This is a genomic window from Pantoea sp. YR525 (assembly GCF_900116775.1).
In the GTDB taxonomy this organism is placed as follows: Bacteria; Pseudomonadota; Gammaproteobacteria; order Enterobacterales; family Enterobacteriaceae; genus Pantoea; species Pantoea symbiotica.
In genome coordinates, this window is sequence record NZ_FPBU01000014.1 from 52,584 (window position 1) to 69,838 (window position 17,255).

Sequence of the window (17,255 nt, forward strand, 5' to 3'; positions counted from 1 at the left end):
CAACGAGAGAAACACTATGTCTACAAACGATCAACTGCACCGTTACCTGTTCGAAAACGTCGCCGTGCGCGGCCAGCTGGTAAATGTGACCGAAACCTGGCGTGAAATCGTCGAAAATCACGACTACGTTGAGCCGGTAAAAACCTTGCTGGGCGAGCTGCTGGTGGCCACCAGCCTGCTGACGGCAACGCTGAAGTTTGACGGTGATATCACGGTGCAGTTGCAGGGCGACGGTCCGCTGACGCTGGCGGTGATCAACGGTAATAACCGTCAGGAGTTGCGTGGCGTGGCGCGCGTGCAAGAAGACGCGGAGATCGCACCGGGCAGCAGCCTGAAAGAGATGGTCGGCAACGGCTATCTGGTGATCACCATCTCGCCAGAGAAAGGCGAGCGCTATCAAGGCGTGGTTGGCCTGGAAGCGGATACGCTGGCGGGTTGTCTGGAAGATTATTTCATGCGTTCTGAGCAGCTGCCAACGCGCCTGTTTATCCGCACCAGCGACAAAGGCGCAGCCGGTATTCTGCTGCAAGTGTTGCCTGCGCAAGAGTCGAGCCTCGATGATTTCAATCACCTCGCTACGCTGACGGAAACCGTGAAAGGCGAAGAGTTGATCGAATTGCCAGCGACCGACGTATTGTGGCGTCTGTACCATCAGGAAGAAGCCACGGTGTTTGACCCAACGCCGGTGAGCTTTAAGTGCACCTGTTCACGCGAGCGCTGTGGCGAAGTGCTGAGCACGCTACCAGTGGAAGAAGTAAACGAAATACTCGAAGAGGATGGCGAAATCGACATGAATTGCGACTATTGCAATTCGCATTACGTGTTCGATGCGGTAGATATTGCCGCCCTTCGCAACGCGCCAACCAACAACAGCGATCAAGTGCATTAATCACCTGCCGGGCGGTTCATCCGCCCGCTTTCCTGCTGAACGTATCCCTATCATTTATCACGGTTATTAGCTAAATAACGCTGACTTTAGTTTCATAAGTGGCAGATTTCTCTACTTGTCACGTTCCAGCTCGCATTTCTGACTATCTTCTCTTTTCCGCCGTGCTCAGAAGAGTACACTGCGCGCGATCTGCCCTGCGTGGCTATGCAGGCAGGCAGCAGAATCACCCCATAAAAAATATGCAGTAACAGATACCGATTAAAGGAGCAGTCACATGCGCGTTAACGGCCTGACATCGCAAGACCTCGCCTCTATGGGCATCAGCGGCACCACTGAAGTGGTGTACAACCCTGATTTCGACACCCTGTTTCAGGAAGAAACTCGCCCAGAGCTGGAAGGTTATGCGCGAGGCATTCTGACGCAGAGCGGTGCTATTGCCGTGGATACCGGCATCTTCACGGGTCGCTCGCCAAAAGATAAGTACATCGTTCGGGATGACACCACGCGCGACACGCTGTGGTGGAACGATGTCGGCAACGGCAAAAATGATAACCAGCCGCTGTCACAGGAAACCTGGCAGGCGTTAAAAGATCGCTGCACCCAGCAGCTTTCCGGCAAGCGTCTGTTTGTGATTGATGCGTTCTGCGGTGCCAATCCCGACACGCGCCTCAGCGTGCGCTTCGTGATGGAAGTGGCGTGGCAGGCACACTTCGTAAAAAACATGTTTATCCGCCCGAGCGAAGCCGAACTGGCTGACTTCAAACCGGATTTCGTGGTGATGAATGCCGCGCAGTGCACTAATCCAGACTGGCAGGCGCAAGGTCTGCACTCCGAGAACTTCGTCGCCTTCAACCTGACCGAACGCATGCAGCTGATTGGCGGCACCTGGTACGGCGGCGAGATGAAGAAAGGTCTGTTCGCCATCATGAATTACCTGCTGCCGCTGAAAGGCATCGCTTCGATGCACTGTTCGGCTAACGTCGGTAAAGCGGGCGATGTGGCGGTGTTCTTCGGCCTGTCCGGTACCGGCAAAACCACTTTGTCCACCGATCCGGATCGCCAGCTGATTGGCGATGATGAACACGGCTGGGATGACGATGGCGTGTTCAACTTTGAAGGTGGCTGCTACGCCAAAACCATCAACTTGTCTGAGCAGGCGGAGCCGGAAATCTACCGCGCGATTCGTCGCGATGCGCTGCTGGAAAACGTGGTGGTGCGCGCCGATGGCACTGTTGATTATGCTGACGGCAGCAAGACCGAGAACACCCGCGTCTCGTATCCGATTGAGCATATCGAAAACATCGTGCAGCCGGTGTCAAAAGCGGGCCATGCCAAGCGAGTGATTTTCCTCACCGCTGATGCCTTTGGCGTACTGCCGCCGGTTTCACGCTTAACGCCGGAACAGACGCAATATCACTTCCTGTCTGGCTTTACCGCCAAACTGGCCGGTACCGAGCGCGGCGTTACGCAGCCAACGCCAACCTTCTCAGCCTGTTTCGGCGCGGCGTTCCTGACGCTGCACCCAACGCAATATTCCGACGTGCTGGTGAAGCGGATGGAAGCGGCAGGTGCACAGGCGTATCTGGTGAATACTGGCTGGAACGGCAGTGGTAAGCGCATTTCGCTGAAAGACACGCGCGCCATTATCAACGCGATTCTGGCCGGTGAGCTGGATGAGGTTGAGACTGAAACTTTGCCGGTGTTCAACCTGCAGATGCCTAAAGTTCTGCCGCAGGTGGATAGCGCGATTCTCGATCCGCGCCGCAGCTGGCCAACAGAAGCGGCCTGGCAGCAAGCCGCGCAGGATCTGGCGCATCGCTTTATTACGAACTTTGAGAAGTATACGGATAACGACGCCGGGAAGGCGTTGGTGCAGGCGGGTCCGCAGTTGTAAGTTAAAATCTGATGGGGCATTTGTGCCCATCAGATTTTGTAAGGTGGGCATTTATGCCCACCTGGTTATCTACCACAATAAAGCCTGCTATCACGAACTGTGATTAATACTCACCACCGCCGTACTGCTATTACCTTCCGGAATCGGCAACCAGGCACGAATCCGCAATCCGCCGCGGTCGCTATCACCAATCTCCAGCGAACCTTCATGCGCGTCGATAATACGCTGCACAATCGCCAAACCGAGGCCGGTGCCGCTGGTGCTGCGCGCGCTGTCGCCGCGCACAAACGGCTGGAACAGATGCTGTAGCTGATCCGGCTTAATGCCCGGACCATCATCTTCCACCTGGAACCATGCGCGGTTCAGCTCCTTGCCGCTGCTGACCTTAATCCATCCGTTGCCATAACGCGCCGCATTGACCACCAGATTCGCCAGCGCGCGCTTAATCGATAGCGGGTTGATATCCAGCATCAAATCCTCGGACATCACCGCGTTCTCGATCTCGCGCTCGTAGCCGCTCTCTGCCGCCACCACTTCGCCCAGCACGCTGTTCAGATCGGCGCGCTCGGTCTGCATCTCCTGACCGGTGCGCAGATAATCGATGAACTGCTCGATGATCGCGTTGCACTCTTCGATATCTTTGTTGATCGACTCCGCCAGATAACCATCCTGCTCGCCCATCATCTCGGTGGCGAGACGAATACGCGTCAGCGGCGTACGCAAGTCATGGCTGACACCCGCCATCAACAAGGTACGATCGTCGGCCAACTGCTTCACACCGGCCGCCATCTGGTTAAACGCCCGCGTCACCGAACGCACTTCCGACGCGCCGTATTCACGCAGCGGCGGCGGAATAATGCCTTTACCGACCTGTAACGCCGCATGCTCCAAATCCACCAAGGGTCGGTTCTGGATGCGGATAAACAACCAGGCGCCGCCAATCGCCAGCAGCATAATCGCCAGCGTGTAGCGGAACAGCGGTGAGAAGTCGCCCTGATGAATTTCGGTGAGCGGTACGCGCACCCAGATATCTGGCGACAGCCAGGTTTTCAGCCACACCACCGGCGAGTTTTTATTCACCTCGACACGGACATCGGTGGGACCGCCCAGCTGCTGGCCCATCTGCTCACTGAGGAATTCGTAATGTTGCGCCCAGCGCAAACCGCTCTCTTCCGCCGCCGCGTTGGTATACAACGAGATGCCCAGCTCACGATAAATTTCGCGTCGGAAGGCCGGCGGCACTTCCAACTGAGTTCCATCTTCCAGCTGCAGCCGATCGGTCATCAACATACGGACTTCGTACGCGAGGACCTTATTGAACTGCTGCAAGCTGGGAAGAATGGCGAAATTGAGCACCACCAAATAGGTTGTTACCAGGCTGACGAACAGCAAGGTAACAATCAATAACAAGGTGCGGGCAAACGAACTGCGGGGTGAGAAGCGCAATCGCCTCATGCTTTGCTGCCGTCCGGAACGAATACGTAGCCAAGACCCCAAACGGTCTGAATGTAACGTGGATGCGCCGGATCTTCTTCCACCATGCGGCGCAGACGCGAAATCTGCACGTCGATGGAGCGTTCCATGGCGCTATATTCACGGCCACGCGCTAGGTTCATCAGCTTATCGCGTGACAGCGGCTCACGTGGATGGCTCACCAGCGCTTTCAGCACGGCAAACTCACCGCTGGTCAGCGGCATTGGCTCATCTTCACGGAACATCTCGCGGGTGCCGAGGTTCAGTTTGAACTTACCGAAAGCGATAACCGCTTCTTCCTGCGATGGCGCGCCTGGCAGCTCATTGGCCTGACGACGCAGTACGGCACGAATACGCGCCAGCAACTCACGCGGGTTAAACGGTTTTGGAATGTAGTCATCCGCACCGATTTCCAGACCGACGATACGATCCACTTCCTCGCCTTTCGCGGTGACCATGATGATCGGCATCGGGTTGCTTTGACTGCGCAAACGGCGGCAGATAGACAAACCATCTTCGCCCGGCAACATCAAATCAAGCACCATCAAGTGGAAGGATTCGCGGGTTAACAGACGATCCATCTGCTCGGCGTTGGCAACGCTACGCACCTGAAAGCCCTGCTCGGTGAGATAGCGCTCCAGCAACGCACGCAAACGCATATCATCATCGACGACCAGAATTTTGTAGTTCTCTTGCATGTTCAACTCCCAAAGGCGCCATTGCCTGAGCCAATATTGTTAAAAAAAGAGGCCTCAGTGTGACAGTCATTAATGGTTTATATTCTAGCCGAAATTGTTACAAAGCATATTAAACAGCAGCTTATATTTATTTTTAGCCCTGAAATGCGCTTCGCTTCGCGTTTTTTATCTGTGCTTTCAAGCCGCTTAGCGCTTATCTGAAAATTTGCCGCGTTTTCTTTCTGTTACTGGTTCATGACAAAAAATCCCGCTACCAGAGAGGCGTTCAGAGCGATTTGGCTTAAGGTGATGGTGAAGAATAGGCCTGAGTTGTGGTGATGGCAGCATAAAATAGGGCATTTCTCATCGGGAGTGCGCATCTGTTTTCGGAACAATTCCCGAGCGCTGAAAAACAAGGCCAACGTTAAATTAATTCCTACAAATCAATCAGTAATCTCCTCTTTCCTCCATTCCCACGATCTCCGACACTGGATTCGTACCTGCTGTTATTGAGTTCATGTGGAGAGAGAAAAATGAAAAAAACGGTAATTCTGCTGGGCGCACTGGTACTGACCAGCTTCACTCAGGTTCAGGCGGCCACCAGCGCGGGCGAAGCGGCTGGCGCGCAGGCATCCACCACGGCGAAAGGTAACTCAGACGCGATCGGTGTTGGCGCTGTAGGCGCACTGCTCGGCGTGGCGCTGGCAACCATGGGCGGCGGCGATAAAGGTGGCAGCAGCACATCAACCACCACCGCGACCACGCCAGGTAAATAATGCCCGTAGGGTCGCCATTCATGGCGACCGCTTCACCCTTAACTAACCATTCATCGCGACCCGCTACGACGTCTCTTTCACATATTCAATGCTGTTAACGAACCACAACTTCTGCCCTTCCGGCGTGTTGACCACCACTTCGTCATCCACTTCTTTCTTGATCAGCGCGCGCGCCATCGGCGAATCGATTGAGATGTACTCTTTCATGGTCTCGCCATAAATTTCATCCGGGCCAACAATGCGGAAACGCTTCACGTCGCCCTGCTCATTCTCCACTTGTACCCAGGCACCGAAAAACACTTTGCCCTCCTGCTGCGGCGCGTAATCAACAATTTTCAGATCGGCGAGGCATTTGCGCAGATAGCGCACCCGGCGATCGATCTGGCGCAGCAGACGTTTGTTGTAGGTGTAATCGGCGTTTTCCGAACGATCGCCGAGGCTGGCCGCCCATGAGACAATTTTGGTCACTTCCGGACGCTTTTCATTCCACAAATGGTCGTGTTCGGCACGCAGCTTGTTATAGCCTTCGCGGGTAATCAGTTGGGTTTTCATGACTTCAACTCGTGGTGACGGTGGTTCTTCGCAGCAAAGAGGCTAACAATAAGCGACCGATTGACCATCAGCAAGATTGCGCGCGCTGCATTCAGAAAAAGACGGATTCGCGGGCCACTGGCTGGCAATTTTCGGCCTCATTCCGTATAACTGTCCGCTATTTCCAACCCTGTGTAAGCATTGTTAATGATGATGAAAGATTCACTGAGCCAGATTATCGCAGGTGAGCTGAAGGCACGCGCCGACCAGGTTGATGCTGCCGTTCGCTTACTTGATGAAGGGAACACCGTGCCGTTTATCGCACGTTATCGTAAGGAAGTGACCGGTGGACTCGACGACACCCAGCTGCGTTTGCTGGAGAGCCGTCTGAGTTACCTGCGCGAGCTGGACGATCGTCGCCAGTCGATTCTGAAATCCATCGACGAACAGGGCAAACTCACGCCTGAACTCGCCACCGCCATCAACAGCACGCTGAATAAAACCGAGCTGGAAGACCTTTACCTGCCGTACAAACAGAAGCGCCGTACGCGCGGACAGATCGGTATTGAAGCCGGTCTGGAACCGCTGGCCGACACGCTGTGGCAGGACCCATCGCAGGATCCCGAGCAGCTGGCCGCTGGCTACGTTGATGCCGACAAAGGTGTCGCCGACGTGCGCGCTGCGCTGGATGGCGCGCGCTACATCCTGATGGAGCGCTTTGCCGAAGACGCTACGCTGCTGGCGAAAGTGCGTGAATATCTGTGGAAGAACGCGCATGTGGTAGCACGCGTGGTGGAAGGTAAAGAGGAAGAAGGCGCGAAATTCCGCGACTACTTCGATCACCACGAAGCGCTGAGCGGCGTACCGTCGCACCGTGCGCTGGCGATGTTCCGTGGCCGCAACGAAGGCGTGCTGCAGCTGTCGCTGAATGCCGATCCGCAGTTCGACGAAGCCCCGCGTGAAAGCTATGGCGAAACGCTGATCGCCGAACACCTCAAGCTGCGCCTGAATAACGCGCCGGCGGATAGCTGGCGTAAAGCGGTGGTGAGCTGGACCTGGCGCATCAAAGTGCTGCTGCACCTCGAAACCGAATTGATGGGCACCATTCGTGAACGCGCCGAAGATGAAGCCATCAACGTGTTTGCCCGTAACCTGCACGATCTGCTGATGGCCGCTCCTGCCGGCATGCGCGCCACCATGGGCCTCGATCCGGGCTTGCGTACCGGTGTGAAAGTTGCCGTGGTGGATGCCACCGGCAAGCTGGTCGCGACTGATACCATTTACCCGCACACCGGCCAGGCAGCGAAAGCGGCCACCGCCGTGGCGGCGTTGTGCGCTAAACATCAGGTTGAACTGGTGGCGATTGGTAACGGCACCGCCTCGCGCGAAACCGAGCGTTTCTTCCTCGACGTGCAGAAGCAGTTCCCGCAGATCAACGCGCAGAAAGTAATTGTCAGCGAAGCCGGTGCATCGGTCTATTCGGCATCCGAGCTAGCGGCGCTGGAGTTCCCGGATCTCGACGTTTCAATTCGTGGCGCGGTTTCCATCGCACGTCGCCTGCAGGACCCGCTCGCCGAGCTGGTTAAAATCGACCCGAAATCGATCGGCGTAGGCCAATATCAGCACGACGTCAGCCAAAGCCAGCTGGCGAAGAAGCTGGATGCGGTGGTGGAAGACTGCGTAAACGCCGTCGGTGTCGATCTCAACACCGCATCTGTGGCGCTGCTCACCCGCGTGGCCGGTTTAACCCGCATGATGGCGCAGAATATTGTCAGCTGGCGCGATGAAAATGGCCGCTTCCAGAACCGTCAGCAACTGCTGAAGGTGAGCCGCCTCGGGCCAAAAGCCTTTGAGCAGTGCGCGGGCTTCCTGCGCATCAACCACGGCGATAACCCGCTGGATGCCTCAACCGTGCACCCGGAAGCCTATCCGCTGGTCGAGCGCATTCTGGCCGCCACCGAGCAGGCGCTGAATGAGTTGATGGGCAATCCAGGCGGTCTGCGCGATTTGAATGCACGCGACTTCACCGATGAGCGCTTCGGCTTGCCAACGGTCACAGACATCATCAAAGAGCTGGAAAAGCCGGGCCGCGATCCGCGTCCTGAGTTTAAAACCGCGCAATTTGCTGAAGGCGTGGAAACGCTTAACGATCTGCTGCCGGGCATGGTGCTGGAAGGCGCCGTCACCAACGTTACCAACTTCGGTGCTTTCGTTGATATCGGCGTGCATCAGGATGGTTTGGTGCACATCTCTTCCCTTTCCGACAAGTTCGTTGAAGATCCTCATCAGGTGGTGAAGGCCGGCGATATCGTCAAAGTGAAGGTGATGGAAGTGGATATGCAGCGTAAGCGTATTGCGCTCACCATGCGTCTGGACGAGCAGCCGGGCGAAAGCAATGCGCGTGGCGGCAACCGCAGCGCGGGCAAAGAAAACGCTCGCCCGGCAGCCAACAACAAAGGCCGTGGCAAACCGGCCAGCGCTCCGGCGGGCAACAGCGCCATGGGTGATGCGCTCGCCGCCGCCTTCAAAAAACGTTAAGTTCCTGCCTTAAACACGCGCGGAGACATCCCGTCTCCGCGCGCATACCGCCTTGATAAATCTGCTCGTCCATCTACGCTTTGAAAAAATGACCTGCCGCGTGGCCCTGCGATCCAATGGATATTATCAACGCCTTAATCGATGAGATTTATCACGGCAGCTTTCCGCTCGCGGCACGTGAACGCCTGCTTTCGCACATTCGTGCCGCGCGCGATACGGTAAAGCTGCCGCGCAAGGCGCACTGGGATGAGAAAGATGTGGTGCTGATCACTTACGCCGATCAGTTCCGTGAACCCGAACAGCCAACCCTCGCCAGCTTCTCGCGTTTTTATCAGCAGCATCTGCAATCCACTTTCAGCCTGGTGCATCTGTTGCCATTTTTTCCCTACTCTTCGGACGATGGTTTCTCGGTTATCGATTATCACCAGGTCAATCCGATCTGCGGCGACTGGCAGCAAATCAGCGCGCTGCACAGCGAAACTCGCCTGATGTTCGATTTTGTCTGCAATCACATGTCGGCGCACAGCCGCTGGTTTCAGCACTTTCTGGCGCTGGATCCCGGTTGGGATGATTTCTTTATCAGCATGCCGCCGGCTACCGATCTCAGCGCGGTGACGCGTCCACGCACCTCGCCGCTGCTCACGCCGTTTGCAATGGCCAACGGCGAAACACGCTATATCTGGACCACCTTCAGCGCCGACCAAATCGACCTCAACTTCGGCAATCCGGAAGTGCTGATTCGCATGGTCGATGTGCTGCTCGATTACCTGATCAAAGGCGCGGATTATGTGCGGCTCGACGCAGTCGGCTACATGTGGAAAACGCCGGGCACCAACTGCATTCACCTGCCGAAAACGCATCAGCTGGTGAAGCTGTTTCGCGCCATCGCCAATGAAGTCGCACCCGGCACGGTGCTCGTTACCGAAACCAACGTGCCGCATAAAGACAACATCAGCTATTTCGGCAACGGCAAAGATGAAGCGCAAATGGTGTATCAGTTTTCGCTGCCGCCGCTGGTGCTGCACGCCATTCATTCCGGATCGGCGCGTGCGCTGCGTCAGTGGGCCAGCACGCTGGATTTGGGCGGCGGCACCACGACTTTCTTTAACTTTCTTGCCTCGCACGACGGCATTGGACTGAATCCGGCACGCGGCATTTTGTCGGAAGTGGAGATTGTGGCGCTGGTGCGCGATTTAGCGCTGGAAGGCGCGCTGGTCTCGTACAAGAACAATGCTGATGGCACCACCAGCCCATACGAAATCAACGTCACCTATTTTGATGCGCTGAATCAGCAAGGCGACGACGATGACACGCGGCTGCGTCGCTTTCTGCTGGCGCACGCCATTCTGCTGTCGTTTCCCGGCGTACCGGCGATCTACATCCAAAGTATTCTTGGCTCGCGCAACGATAACGACGGCGTGCGCGCCGCCGGTCACAATCGCGCCATCAATCGTCAGAAATATGATCTGCATGAGATGGAGCAGTGGATCAGCGGCGGCAACCCGCTACGTCAGCAGGTATATGAACGCCTCAGCGCACTGATTCAGCTACGTACGCGACAATCCGCATTTCATCCGGATAACCCGATGACGCTGCTGGAGAGCGAGAACACCTTGCTGGTGCTGCGTCGCCATCAGCCGGATAGCGAAGAGGGTTTGCTGTGCGTGTTTAATCTCAGCCACCATGACGTGACAACGCAGTTACCGCTGACGCGGCTTGTGCAGGATGTGATTAGCGGGGAGAAGCTGGATGGCAGCCAGCCGTTAACGCTGGCTGCGTGGCAGTTTATGTGGCTGCGGTAAACTCCATTATCAGCTGCGTAAATTCATCCGGGTGAGAAATGAAAGGTGCATGCGCGGCTTTTTCCATCACGACTGAGGATGAATCTGACCAGCGAGCATCCAGTTCTTCTGCGATACGACGCGGCACCAGCCCATCGAGATAGCCGTAAATGCGCAGGAACGGCAACGGCAGATCGTCGAGCGCGGCACGAAGATCATCCTGACGCAAAATCTCTAATCCCCCTTCCAGCACCTCAACCGTCGGCATCGGCTGCGATAAAACCACCTCTTTCAACTGACGCGCATCCTGTCGTGCGTTTTTCGTGCCCATGGTTTGCAGTGCCAGAAAGCGCTCCACAGTGCGCTGGAAATCAGTGCTGAGCTGCTGTTGAAAATTTTGCAGTGTTTCAGGTTTGATGCCCGGCCATTCATCACGCGCGGTAAAACACGGCGATGAGGCGACCGTGATCAGCGCTGCAACGCGCTGCGGCTGGGTTAACGCCAGCTGGCTAGCAACTAATCCACCCAGCGACCAGCCTAGCAGCACCGCGCGATCGGGTAACTGTGGCAACAACTGTTGCGCCATTTCCGCTAAGGTCAGCGGCCCAAAACCCTGGCTGCGGCCAAAGCCCGGCAGATCCACCAGATGCAGGCGAAAATGCGGGCTGAGTCGCGGAATCATGTTTTGCCACACTTCGGCGTTCAAACCCCAGCCGTGCAGCAGCACAAGATCGCGATCGCCCGTGCCTGTGGTGTGCCAGTAAAGCGAACTCATCGGTTACACTCCGGAAAAGTGAAAAGGAGGTCGCTATGCTACCAATCCCGGCACTGTGTTGGCTATGCCGCCTGCCGCTACAGATTGCCAGCCACGGTTTGTGCAGCCGCTGTGTGCAGCAGATTCCGCGCCTGCCGGAACTCTGTCCGTGCTGCGGTTTACCCGCCAGTGGAACGCAACCGTGCGGGCGCTGCCTGCGCCGTCCGCCGCCGTGGCAGAGCTTAAGCTGCGTCAGCGATTACCTGCCACCGCTGAGTGATTGGGTGCAGCAGCTGAAGTTTTCTCGCGTAACCGCACTCAGAGTGATGCTGGCGCGGCTGATTTTGTTAAAATTGTTAACAATGCGTCGTGATTACCGGCTGCCGCGTGTAGATTTGGTGCTGAGCGTACCGCTGCATCGTCGGCGCGCCTGGCAACGCGGCTATAATCAGGCGGCGCTGCTGGCAAAACCGCTGGCTCGCTGGCTGTGCTGTGAATATCGCGAAGGGGTCAAGCGTGTACGACACGGCGCGGTACAGCACTCATTGAGCGCCAGCGCGCGCAAAAAGAACCTGCGCGGTGCCTTTCGCCTTGAAATGCCGGTGCGCGGACGCCATATCCTGCTTATCGACGATGTTGTGACGACCGGAAGTACCGTGGCGGAAATTAGCCGCATCCTGCTGGCGCAAGGCGCGGCCAGCGTACACATTGGTTGCCTGTGCCGTACCTTGTAGAGCGTCGGTGTTGGGCGTATTATAACCAAGTAATTTAGTCAACTATTGAGCAATCGCCATGATCGTTATTACTGATGCTGCGCAAGAGCACTTCTCAAAATTGCTGTCCAAACAAGAAGATGGCACTCAGATTCGCGTATTCGTCATTAATCCGGGTACGCCAACCGCAGAATGCGGTGTTTCTTACTGCCCACCCGATGCAGTAGAAGCGACTGATACCGAATTTAAGTTCGAAAAACTGTCCGCCTATGTTGATGAGCTGAGCGCACCGTACCTCGATGACGCAGAAATCGACTTTGTTACCGACAACCTCGGTTCGCAGCTGACGCTGAAAGCGCCAAACGCCAAAATGCGTAAAGTCTCTGACGATGCGCCGATGGTGGAACGCGTGGAATATCTGCTGCAGGCGCAGATTAACCCGCAGCTGGCTGGCCACGGCGGTCGCGTGTCGCTGATGGAAATCACCGATGACGGCATCGCCATTCTGCAATTCGGCGGTGGCTGCAACGGTTGTTCGATGATCGACGTGACGCTGAAAGATGGCATCGAGAAAGAGCTGCTGGCAGCCTTCCCTGAGCTAAAAGGCGTGCGTGATTTGACCGAGCACCAGCGCGGCGAACACTCGTACTACTGATTTAGCACGCGGCAGCGACCCGACGCTGCCGCGCGTTCTCTAACGCTTCCTGCGCCCGGTATTTACCGCAGTTAGCAAGCCCGGCACTTTTCCTCTAAACATCTCTTCTATTGTGACGCTTAATTTGCGCCGCCAGTTCGGATATTCATCCACTGTGCCAGGCACATTGACCGGTGAGGACATAGCCAGCCAATCTTCCGGTTGCAGCCCCAGTAATGCGCTGTTTGTTTGCGCCAGATAGCGGTGGAAGCCGCGATTGAGCACCGGCGTGAAGGACACTCGGCTGGCCACTTTGCTGTGGCGCGCAGGCAACGTATTCATCTGATGCAGCGCATCCAATAGCGCCTGTTTTTGCTTATCCCTTTGTCCCAGCAAGGGAATCAACACGCTCTCTTTGTACAAGCCCAGTTTGTGCCCCAGAGAAAGATCCCTAAATCCCCAAAATCCCGCCAACGTCGGCAAATCATGGGTACTGGCGCTGGCAATCGACTGCGCGGGATACTCGTGCGGCTGACGGTAACTGCCATCGCCGTGCTGCTCAAAGAACAACACTTTCCACGAGAAAATACCGCTGTTGCGCAGCAGGCTGACGATCTCTTTCGGCACCGTCCCCAGATCTTCGCCGATCACCATGCAGCGATGGCGCTGACTTTCCAGCGCGAGGATCGCCAACAGATCGTGCACCGGATACGCCACGTAAGCGCCTTTATCGGCGCTTTCGCCGTAGGGAATCCACCACAAACGCAGCAATGCCATGACGTGATCGATACGCAAGGCGCCGCAGTCGCGCATATTGGCGCGCAGCAGATCGATAAACGGCTGATAGCCGCGCGCGCGCATCACATGCGGATCGAGCGGCGGCAAACTCCAGTTTTGTCCCTGCGGACCGAGACGATCCGGCGGCGCGCCGACGGATGCACCGAGTTTATACAGTTCCGGATCCTGCCAGGTTTCCGCGCTGCCCTGCGCCACGCCGACCGCTAAGTCGCGATATAGTCCTACTTCCATGCCAAGTTGCTGGCTGATCTGGCAGCAGATGGCGAACTGCTCTTGCGCCACCCATTGCAACCAACTCCAGAATTGAATCTCATCCTCGTGCTGCGCGCACCATTGCTGCACCTCCGGCAACAAGGCATTGCGCCAGCCTTCCGGCCAGTTTGCCCAGCCCCATTCATCGGGATGTTGCTGGCTGCGCTCGGCGAGAATGCCATCAAACGCCGCCTGATAACGCAAATGATCGCCGCCCTCGACGATAAATTGCTGGAACGAAGCATCATCAGCGGCGCGAGACTGAAAGCGCTGCCACGCAAAGCGCAGCGCGGTCAATTTCAGTTCGGCCACCGCGCTGTAATCGACAAACTCGGCCGCGCGCGCTTGCTTCAGCGCCTGGCGTGTTTTCACCATTTGCCACCAACGCTGCGCTGCTTCGCTGTGCTGGAAATCCTCCAGCCGGTTCACGTCGATATACAACACGTTGAGCCAGCGCCGCGAGGTTGGGCTGTAAGGACTGGCATTTTCTGGCTGTGCAGGATAAAGCGCATGCAAAGGATTGAGGCCGACAAAATCACCGCCATAATCGGCGACCTTCTCCAGCATTTGCGCTAAATCGCCAAAGTCACCGATGCCCCAATTGTCATCCGATCGCAGCGTGTAGAGTTGCACCAGCGCGCCCCACAGTTTCTCTCCTTGCTCGATGGATTCGGGGATAAAGCAACGACGCGGCGCGATGATAATGCGCGTCTGCCACTGCTGGCGGCCTTTGCGCAACGTGAGCTGGTGATAACCTTGCGATAGACGCGGCGGCAATGTCAGTAGTTCGTCGCCTTGCACCTCGCCGCTGAAGCTTTTGCCCTGTTCGGTTTGTAGCTGCCAGGAAAAAGTGCCGCTGCCTTGTGGCGTCAATTGGCGCTTGCTGCGTGCGGCAAAGACCTGCACCGGCGGCAGCGGTGGCGCTTTGCCGGTTGGCGTATCCATGACCGCCAGCAGCGCGCGTTTGGTGTCATCGCTGATGGTTTCCAGCTCGCCGTGAGCGTTGATAAAGCGCAGCGAAATGCCGGCATCCTGTGCCGCCTGATCCAGCTTGTTAAGCGTCATTGCTTCTCCGAAATTTGTAGGGTCGCCATTCATGGCGACCGAAATATCGATTATCGTGCCGCCTGCCAAATCCGCTGCTGGTAATCGCGAATCGAGCGGTCAGAACTGAAACGGCCGGTATGAGCAGTATTCAGAATAGCCGCACGCGTCCAGGCTTCCTGATTCTTCCACAACGCTTCCACCTGCTGCTGTGCGGCGATGTAGGCATCAAAGTCAGCCAGCACCAGCCAGGGATCGCCATTTTTGGTCAGGCTTTGCAGCATCAAGTCAAACGCGTGCTTGTCGCCGTCGCTGAACTTGCCCTTCTCCAGCTCCTTCAGCAAACCATCCAGATAAGGATTCTGTTTGCGCAGCTTTTTCGGGCTGTAGCCGCCCGCCTTCAGCGCCTTCACTTCGTCCACGCTGTTACCGAAGATAAAGATATTCTTCGCGCCCACCGCTTCGGCAATCTCCACGTTGGCGCCGTCCAGCGTGCCAATGGTTAACGCGCCGTTCAGCGCCAGCTTCATATTGCCGGTGCCAGAAGCTTCATAACCGGCGGTAGAAATTTGCTCGGAGAGATCGGCGGCCGGAATCATCAGCTCTGCGGCGGTGATGCGGTAATCGGGGATAAACACCACTTTGAGGCGATCGCCGACGCGCGGATCGTTGTTGATCACCTCCGCCACTTTGTTAATGGCATAGATGATATTTTTGGCGAGGTAATAGCCGGGCGCGGCTTTGGCACCAAACAGGAACACGCGCGGCACGAAGTCGGGATTATCCGGGTTATCGCGCAGCTGGCGATAGCAGTGCAGCATATGCAGCAAACTGAGGTGCTGACGTTTGTACTCGTGCAGCCGCTTAATCTGTACGTCAAACAGTGCATCCGGATTGATATCAATGCCGGTGACGCGCTTGATGTAGAGCGTTAAGCGCTGCTTGTTTTGCTGCTTGATGTCGCGGAACTGCTGACGAAACGCCTTCTTGCGGGCGAAAGGTGCCAGCCACGCCAGCGCATCAAGATCGTTGGCCCACTCAACCTGCAAGCTGTCATCGATCAGCGTCGATAGCAGCGGATTGCATTGTTTCAACCAGCGGCGCGGCGTAATGCCGTTGGTGACGTTATGGAATTTATTCGGCCACAGCAGGTGATATTCCGGGAACAGATCTTTCACCACCAGCTCGGAGTGCAGCGCCGCCACGCCGTTGACGGCGAAACAGCTCACCACGCACAGATTCGCCATGCGAACCTGACCGTCAGCCACCACCGCCAGCTTCTGCCAGGTGGCTTTGTCGTCCGGCCACTGTTTCTTCACCACCTTTTTCAGGCGGCGATTAATCTCACGGATAATCAACATATGGCGCGGCAGCAGGTCACGCACCAGCTTCTCATCCCAACGCTCCAGCGCTTCCGGCATCAGCGTGTGATTGGTATACGCAAAGGTGCGGCTGGTGATGTGCCACGCATCGTCCCAACTCAATTGATGCTCATCCAGCAGCACGCGCAGCATCTCCGGAATGGCGATGGTGGGATGCGTGTCGTTAAGCTGGATCACTTCGAAATCAGGCAAAGTGCGAATGGCGCGCCCGGCGAGATGATGACGCCGCAGAATATCGCCTACCGCGCAGGCGCACTGGAAATATTGCTGCATCAGGCGCAGCCGCTTACCTTCGGCATGATTATCATTGGGATAGAGCACTTTGGTCAGCTTGTCGGCTTCGATGCCTTGCTGCTCAGCCTGCAGGAATTGGCCGTTGTTAAATGCGGTGAGATCGAACGGCTGCGCGCTAGTGGCTTTCCACAGTCGCAGCGGCAAAGTGATGCCGTTGCGATAACCGACAACCGGCAAATCCCAGGCTTCACCTTTAAGGTGAATTTTAGGTCGCCAGAGGATGCTGCCATCGTGATTCTCTTTGACCTTGCCGCCGAGACCAACCTGCACATCCAGCGCGGCGTTATGGCGGAACCACGGATAGCGATCGCGCTGCCAGTCATCCGGCGCTTCCTGCTGCTGTCCATCGGCAAACGTCTGGCGAAACAAGCCGTATTGATAGTTGAGGCCGTGGCCCATCGCCGCCTGGCCGACGGTCGCCATTGAATCCATATAGCAGGCGGCCAAGCGCCCCAATCCGCCGTTGCCGAGTGCTGGATCCACTTCCTCTTCCAGCAGTTCGCTCAACTCAACCTGATGTTCCGCCAGCGCGGCTTGCACCTCGTTATACCAGCCAAGATTGAGCAAATTGTTGCCGGTCAAACGCCCCAGCAGAAACTCCATCGATAGATAGTTGACGTGGCGCTGCCCTTGTTTAGGTGGCGCAGGTGGCTGCGTCGCCAGCATTTCTGCCAGCACGCTGCTCAGCGCCTGCCACCATTGGTGCGGTGTCATTTGCTGAGCGGAAGTGAGTCCAAGATGTTGCCATTGGCGGGTAAGAGCGGCGTCGAAACGTGTTTTATTGAATTTTTGCTGCGACATATCAATCCCTTCGTGTCCGTTAAC

13 protein-coding genes are annotated in these 17,255 nt (G+C 56.5%); 7 read left to right on the plus strand and 6 right to left on the minus strand.

Annotated features, from left to right (window positions below):
• Nucleotides 1-16: 16 nt before the first annotated feature.
• The gene (hslO, locus tag BM323_RS22515) at nucleotides 17-889 is read left to right on the plus strand and encodes an Hsp33 family molecular chaperone HslO (RefSeq protein WP_008107907.1); all 873 of its coding nucleotides are present in this window, start codon (nucleotides 17-19) and stop codon (nucleotides 887-889) included.
• A 274-nt stretch (nucleotides 890-1,163) separates the two neighbouring features.
• Complete coding sequence (gene pckA, locus BM323_RS22520) at nucleotides 1,164-2,783, plus strand: phosphoenolpyruvate carboxykinase (ATP) (protein WP_008107909.1); 1,620 nt, start codon at nucleotides 1,164-1,166, stop codon at nucleotides 2,781-2,783.
• Nucleotides 2,784-2,873: 90 nt separating this feature from the next.
• On the opposite strand, the gene envZ is transcribed toward pckA, so the two are convergent.
• The gene (envZ, locus tag BM323_RS22525; RefSeq protein ID WP_008107911.1) at nucleotides 2,874-4,238 is read right to left on the minus strand and encodes a two-component system sensor histidine kinase EnvZ; all 1,365 of its coding nucleotides are present in this window, start codon (nucleotides 4,236-4,238) and stop codon (nucleotides 2,874-2,876) included.
• Entirely contained in the window at nucleotides 4,235-4,954 is a 720-nt protein-coding gene (gene ompR / locus BM323_RS22530) for an osmolarity response regulator transcription factor OmpR (RefSeq protein WP_001157751.1), read from the minus strand. The genes envZ and ompR overlap by 4 nt, the downstream gene beginning before the upstream one ends.
• Before the next feature lie 512 nt (nucleotides 4,955-5,466).
• Between ompR and yjbE the strand changes: the two genes are divergently transcribed.
• Entirely contained in the window at nucleotides 5,467-5,709 is a 243-nt protein-coding gene (gene yjbE, locus BM323_RS22535; protein WP_008107912.1) for an exopolysaccharide production protein YjbE, read from the plus strand.
• A 63-nt stretch (nucleotides 5,710-5,772) separates the two neighbouring features.
• On the opposite strand, the gene greB is transcribed toward yjbE, so the two are convergent.
• Entirely contained in the window at nucleotides 5,773-6,261 is a 489-nt protein-coding gene (gene greB / locus BM323_RS22540) for a transcription elongation factor GreB (RefSeq protein WP_008107913.1), read from the minus strand.
• A gap of 192 nt (nucleotides 6,262-6,453) precedes the next feature.
• On the opposite strand from greB, the gene BM323_RS22545 reads away from it, so the two are divergent.
• Both BM323_RS22545 and BM323_RS22550 read left to right on the plus strand, forming a co-directional pair.
• Nucleotides 6,454-8,778, plus strand: a complete 2,325-nt coding sequence (locus BM323_RS22545; protein WP_036649348.1) for a Tex family protein — start codon at nucleotides 6,454-6,456, stop codon at nucleotides 8,776-8,778.
• Nucleotides 8,779-8,894: 116 nt separating this feature from the next.
• Nucleotides 8,895-10,580 carry an alpha-amylase family glycosyl hydrolase gene (locus BM323_RS22550; RefSeq protein WP_091004320.1) on the plus strand — a complete coding sequence of 562 codons (1,686 nt, stop codon included), beginning with the start codon at nucleotides 8,895-8,897 and terminating at the stop codon, nucleotides 10,578-10,580.
• On the opposite strand, the gene bioH is transcribed toward BM323_RS22550, so the two are convergent.
• The gene (gene bioH, locus BM323_RS22555) at nucleotides 10,564-11,334 is read right to left on the minus strand and encodes a pimeloyl-ACP methyl ester esterase BioH (protein WP_008107924.1); all 771 of its coding nucleotides are present in this window, start codon (nucleotides 11,332-11,334) and stop codon (nucleotides 10,564-10,566) included. The genes BM323_RS22550 and bioH overlap by 17 nt on opposite strands.
• A 35-nt stretch (nucleotides 11,335-11,369) precedes the next feature.
• Between bioH and gntX the strand changes: the two genes are divergently transcribed.
• Nucleotides 11,370-12,047: a DNA utilization protein GntX gene (gntX, locus tag BM323_RS22560; RefSeq protein ID WP_008107926.1), complete on the plus strand. Its 678-nt coding sequence runs from the start codon at nucleotides 11,370-11,372 to the stop codon at nucleotides 12,045-12,047.
• A gap of 58 nt (nucleotides 12,048-12,105) precedes the next feature.
• Nucleotides 12,106-12,681 (plus strand): Fe-S biogenesis protein NfuA, encoded by a 576-nt coding sequence (nfuA, locus tag BM323_RS22565; RefSeq protein WP_008107927.1) that lies wholly within the window; start codon nucleotides 12,106-12,108, stop codon nucleotides 12,679-12,681.
• 39 nt (nucleotides 12,682-12,720) lie between these two features.
• Here the strand turns inward: nfuA and malQ are convergent, their stop codons facing one another.
• Nucleotides 12,721-14,775: a 4-alpha-glucanotransferase gene (malQ, locus tag BM323_RS22570; protein ID WP_008107929.1), complete on the minus strand. Its 2,055-nt coding sequence runs from the start codon at nucleotides 14,773-14,775 to the stop codon at nucleotides 12,721-12,723.
• A gap of 50 nt (nucleotides 14,776-14,825) precedes the next feature.
• Nucleotides 14,826-17,231 carry a maltodextrin phosphorylase gene (gene malP / locus BM323_RS22575; protein WP_008107930.1) on the minus strand — a complete coding sequence of 802 codons (2,406 nt, stop codon included), beginning with the start codon at nucleotides 17,229-17,231 and terminating at the stop codon, nucleotides 14,826-14,828.
• Nucleotides 17,232-17,255 lie beyond the last annotated feature (24 nt).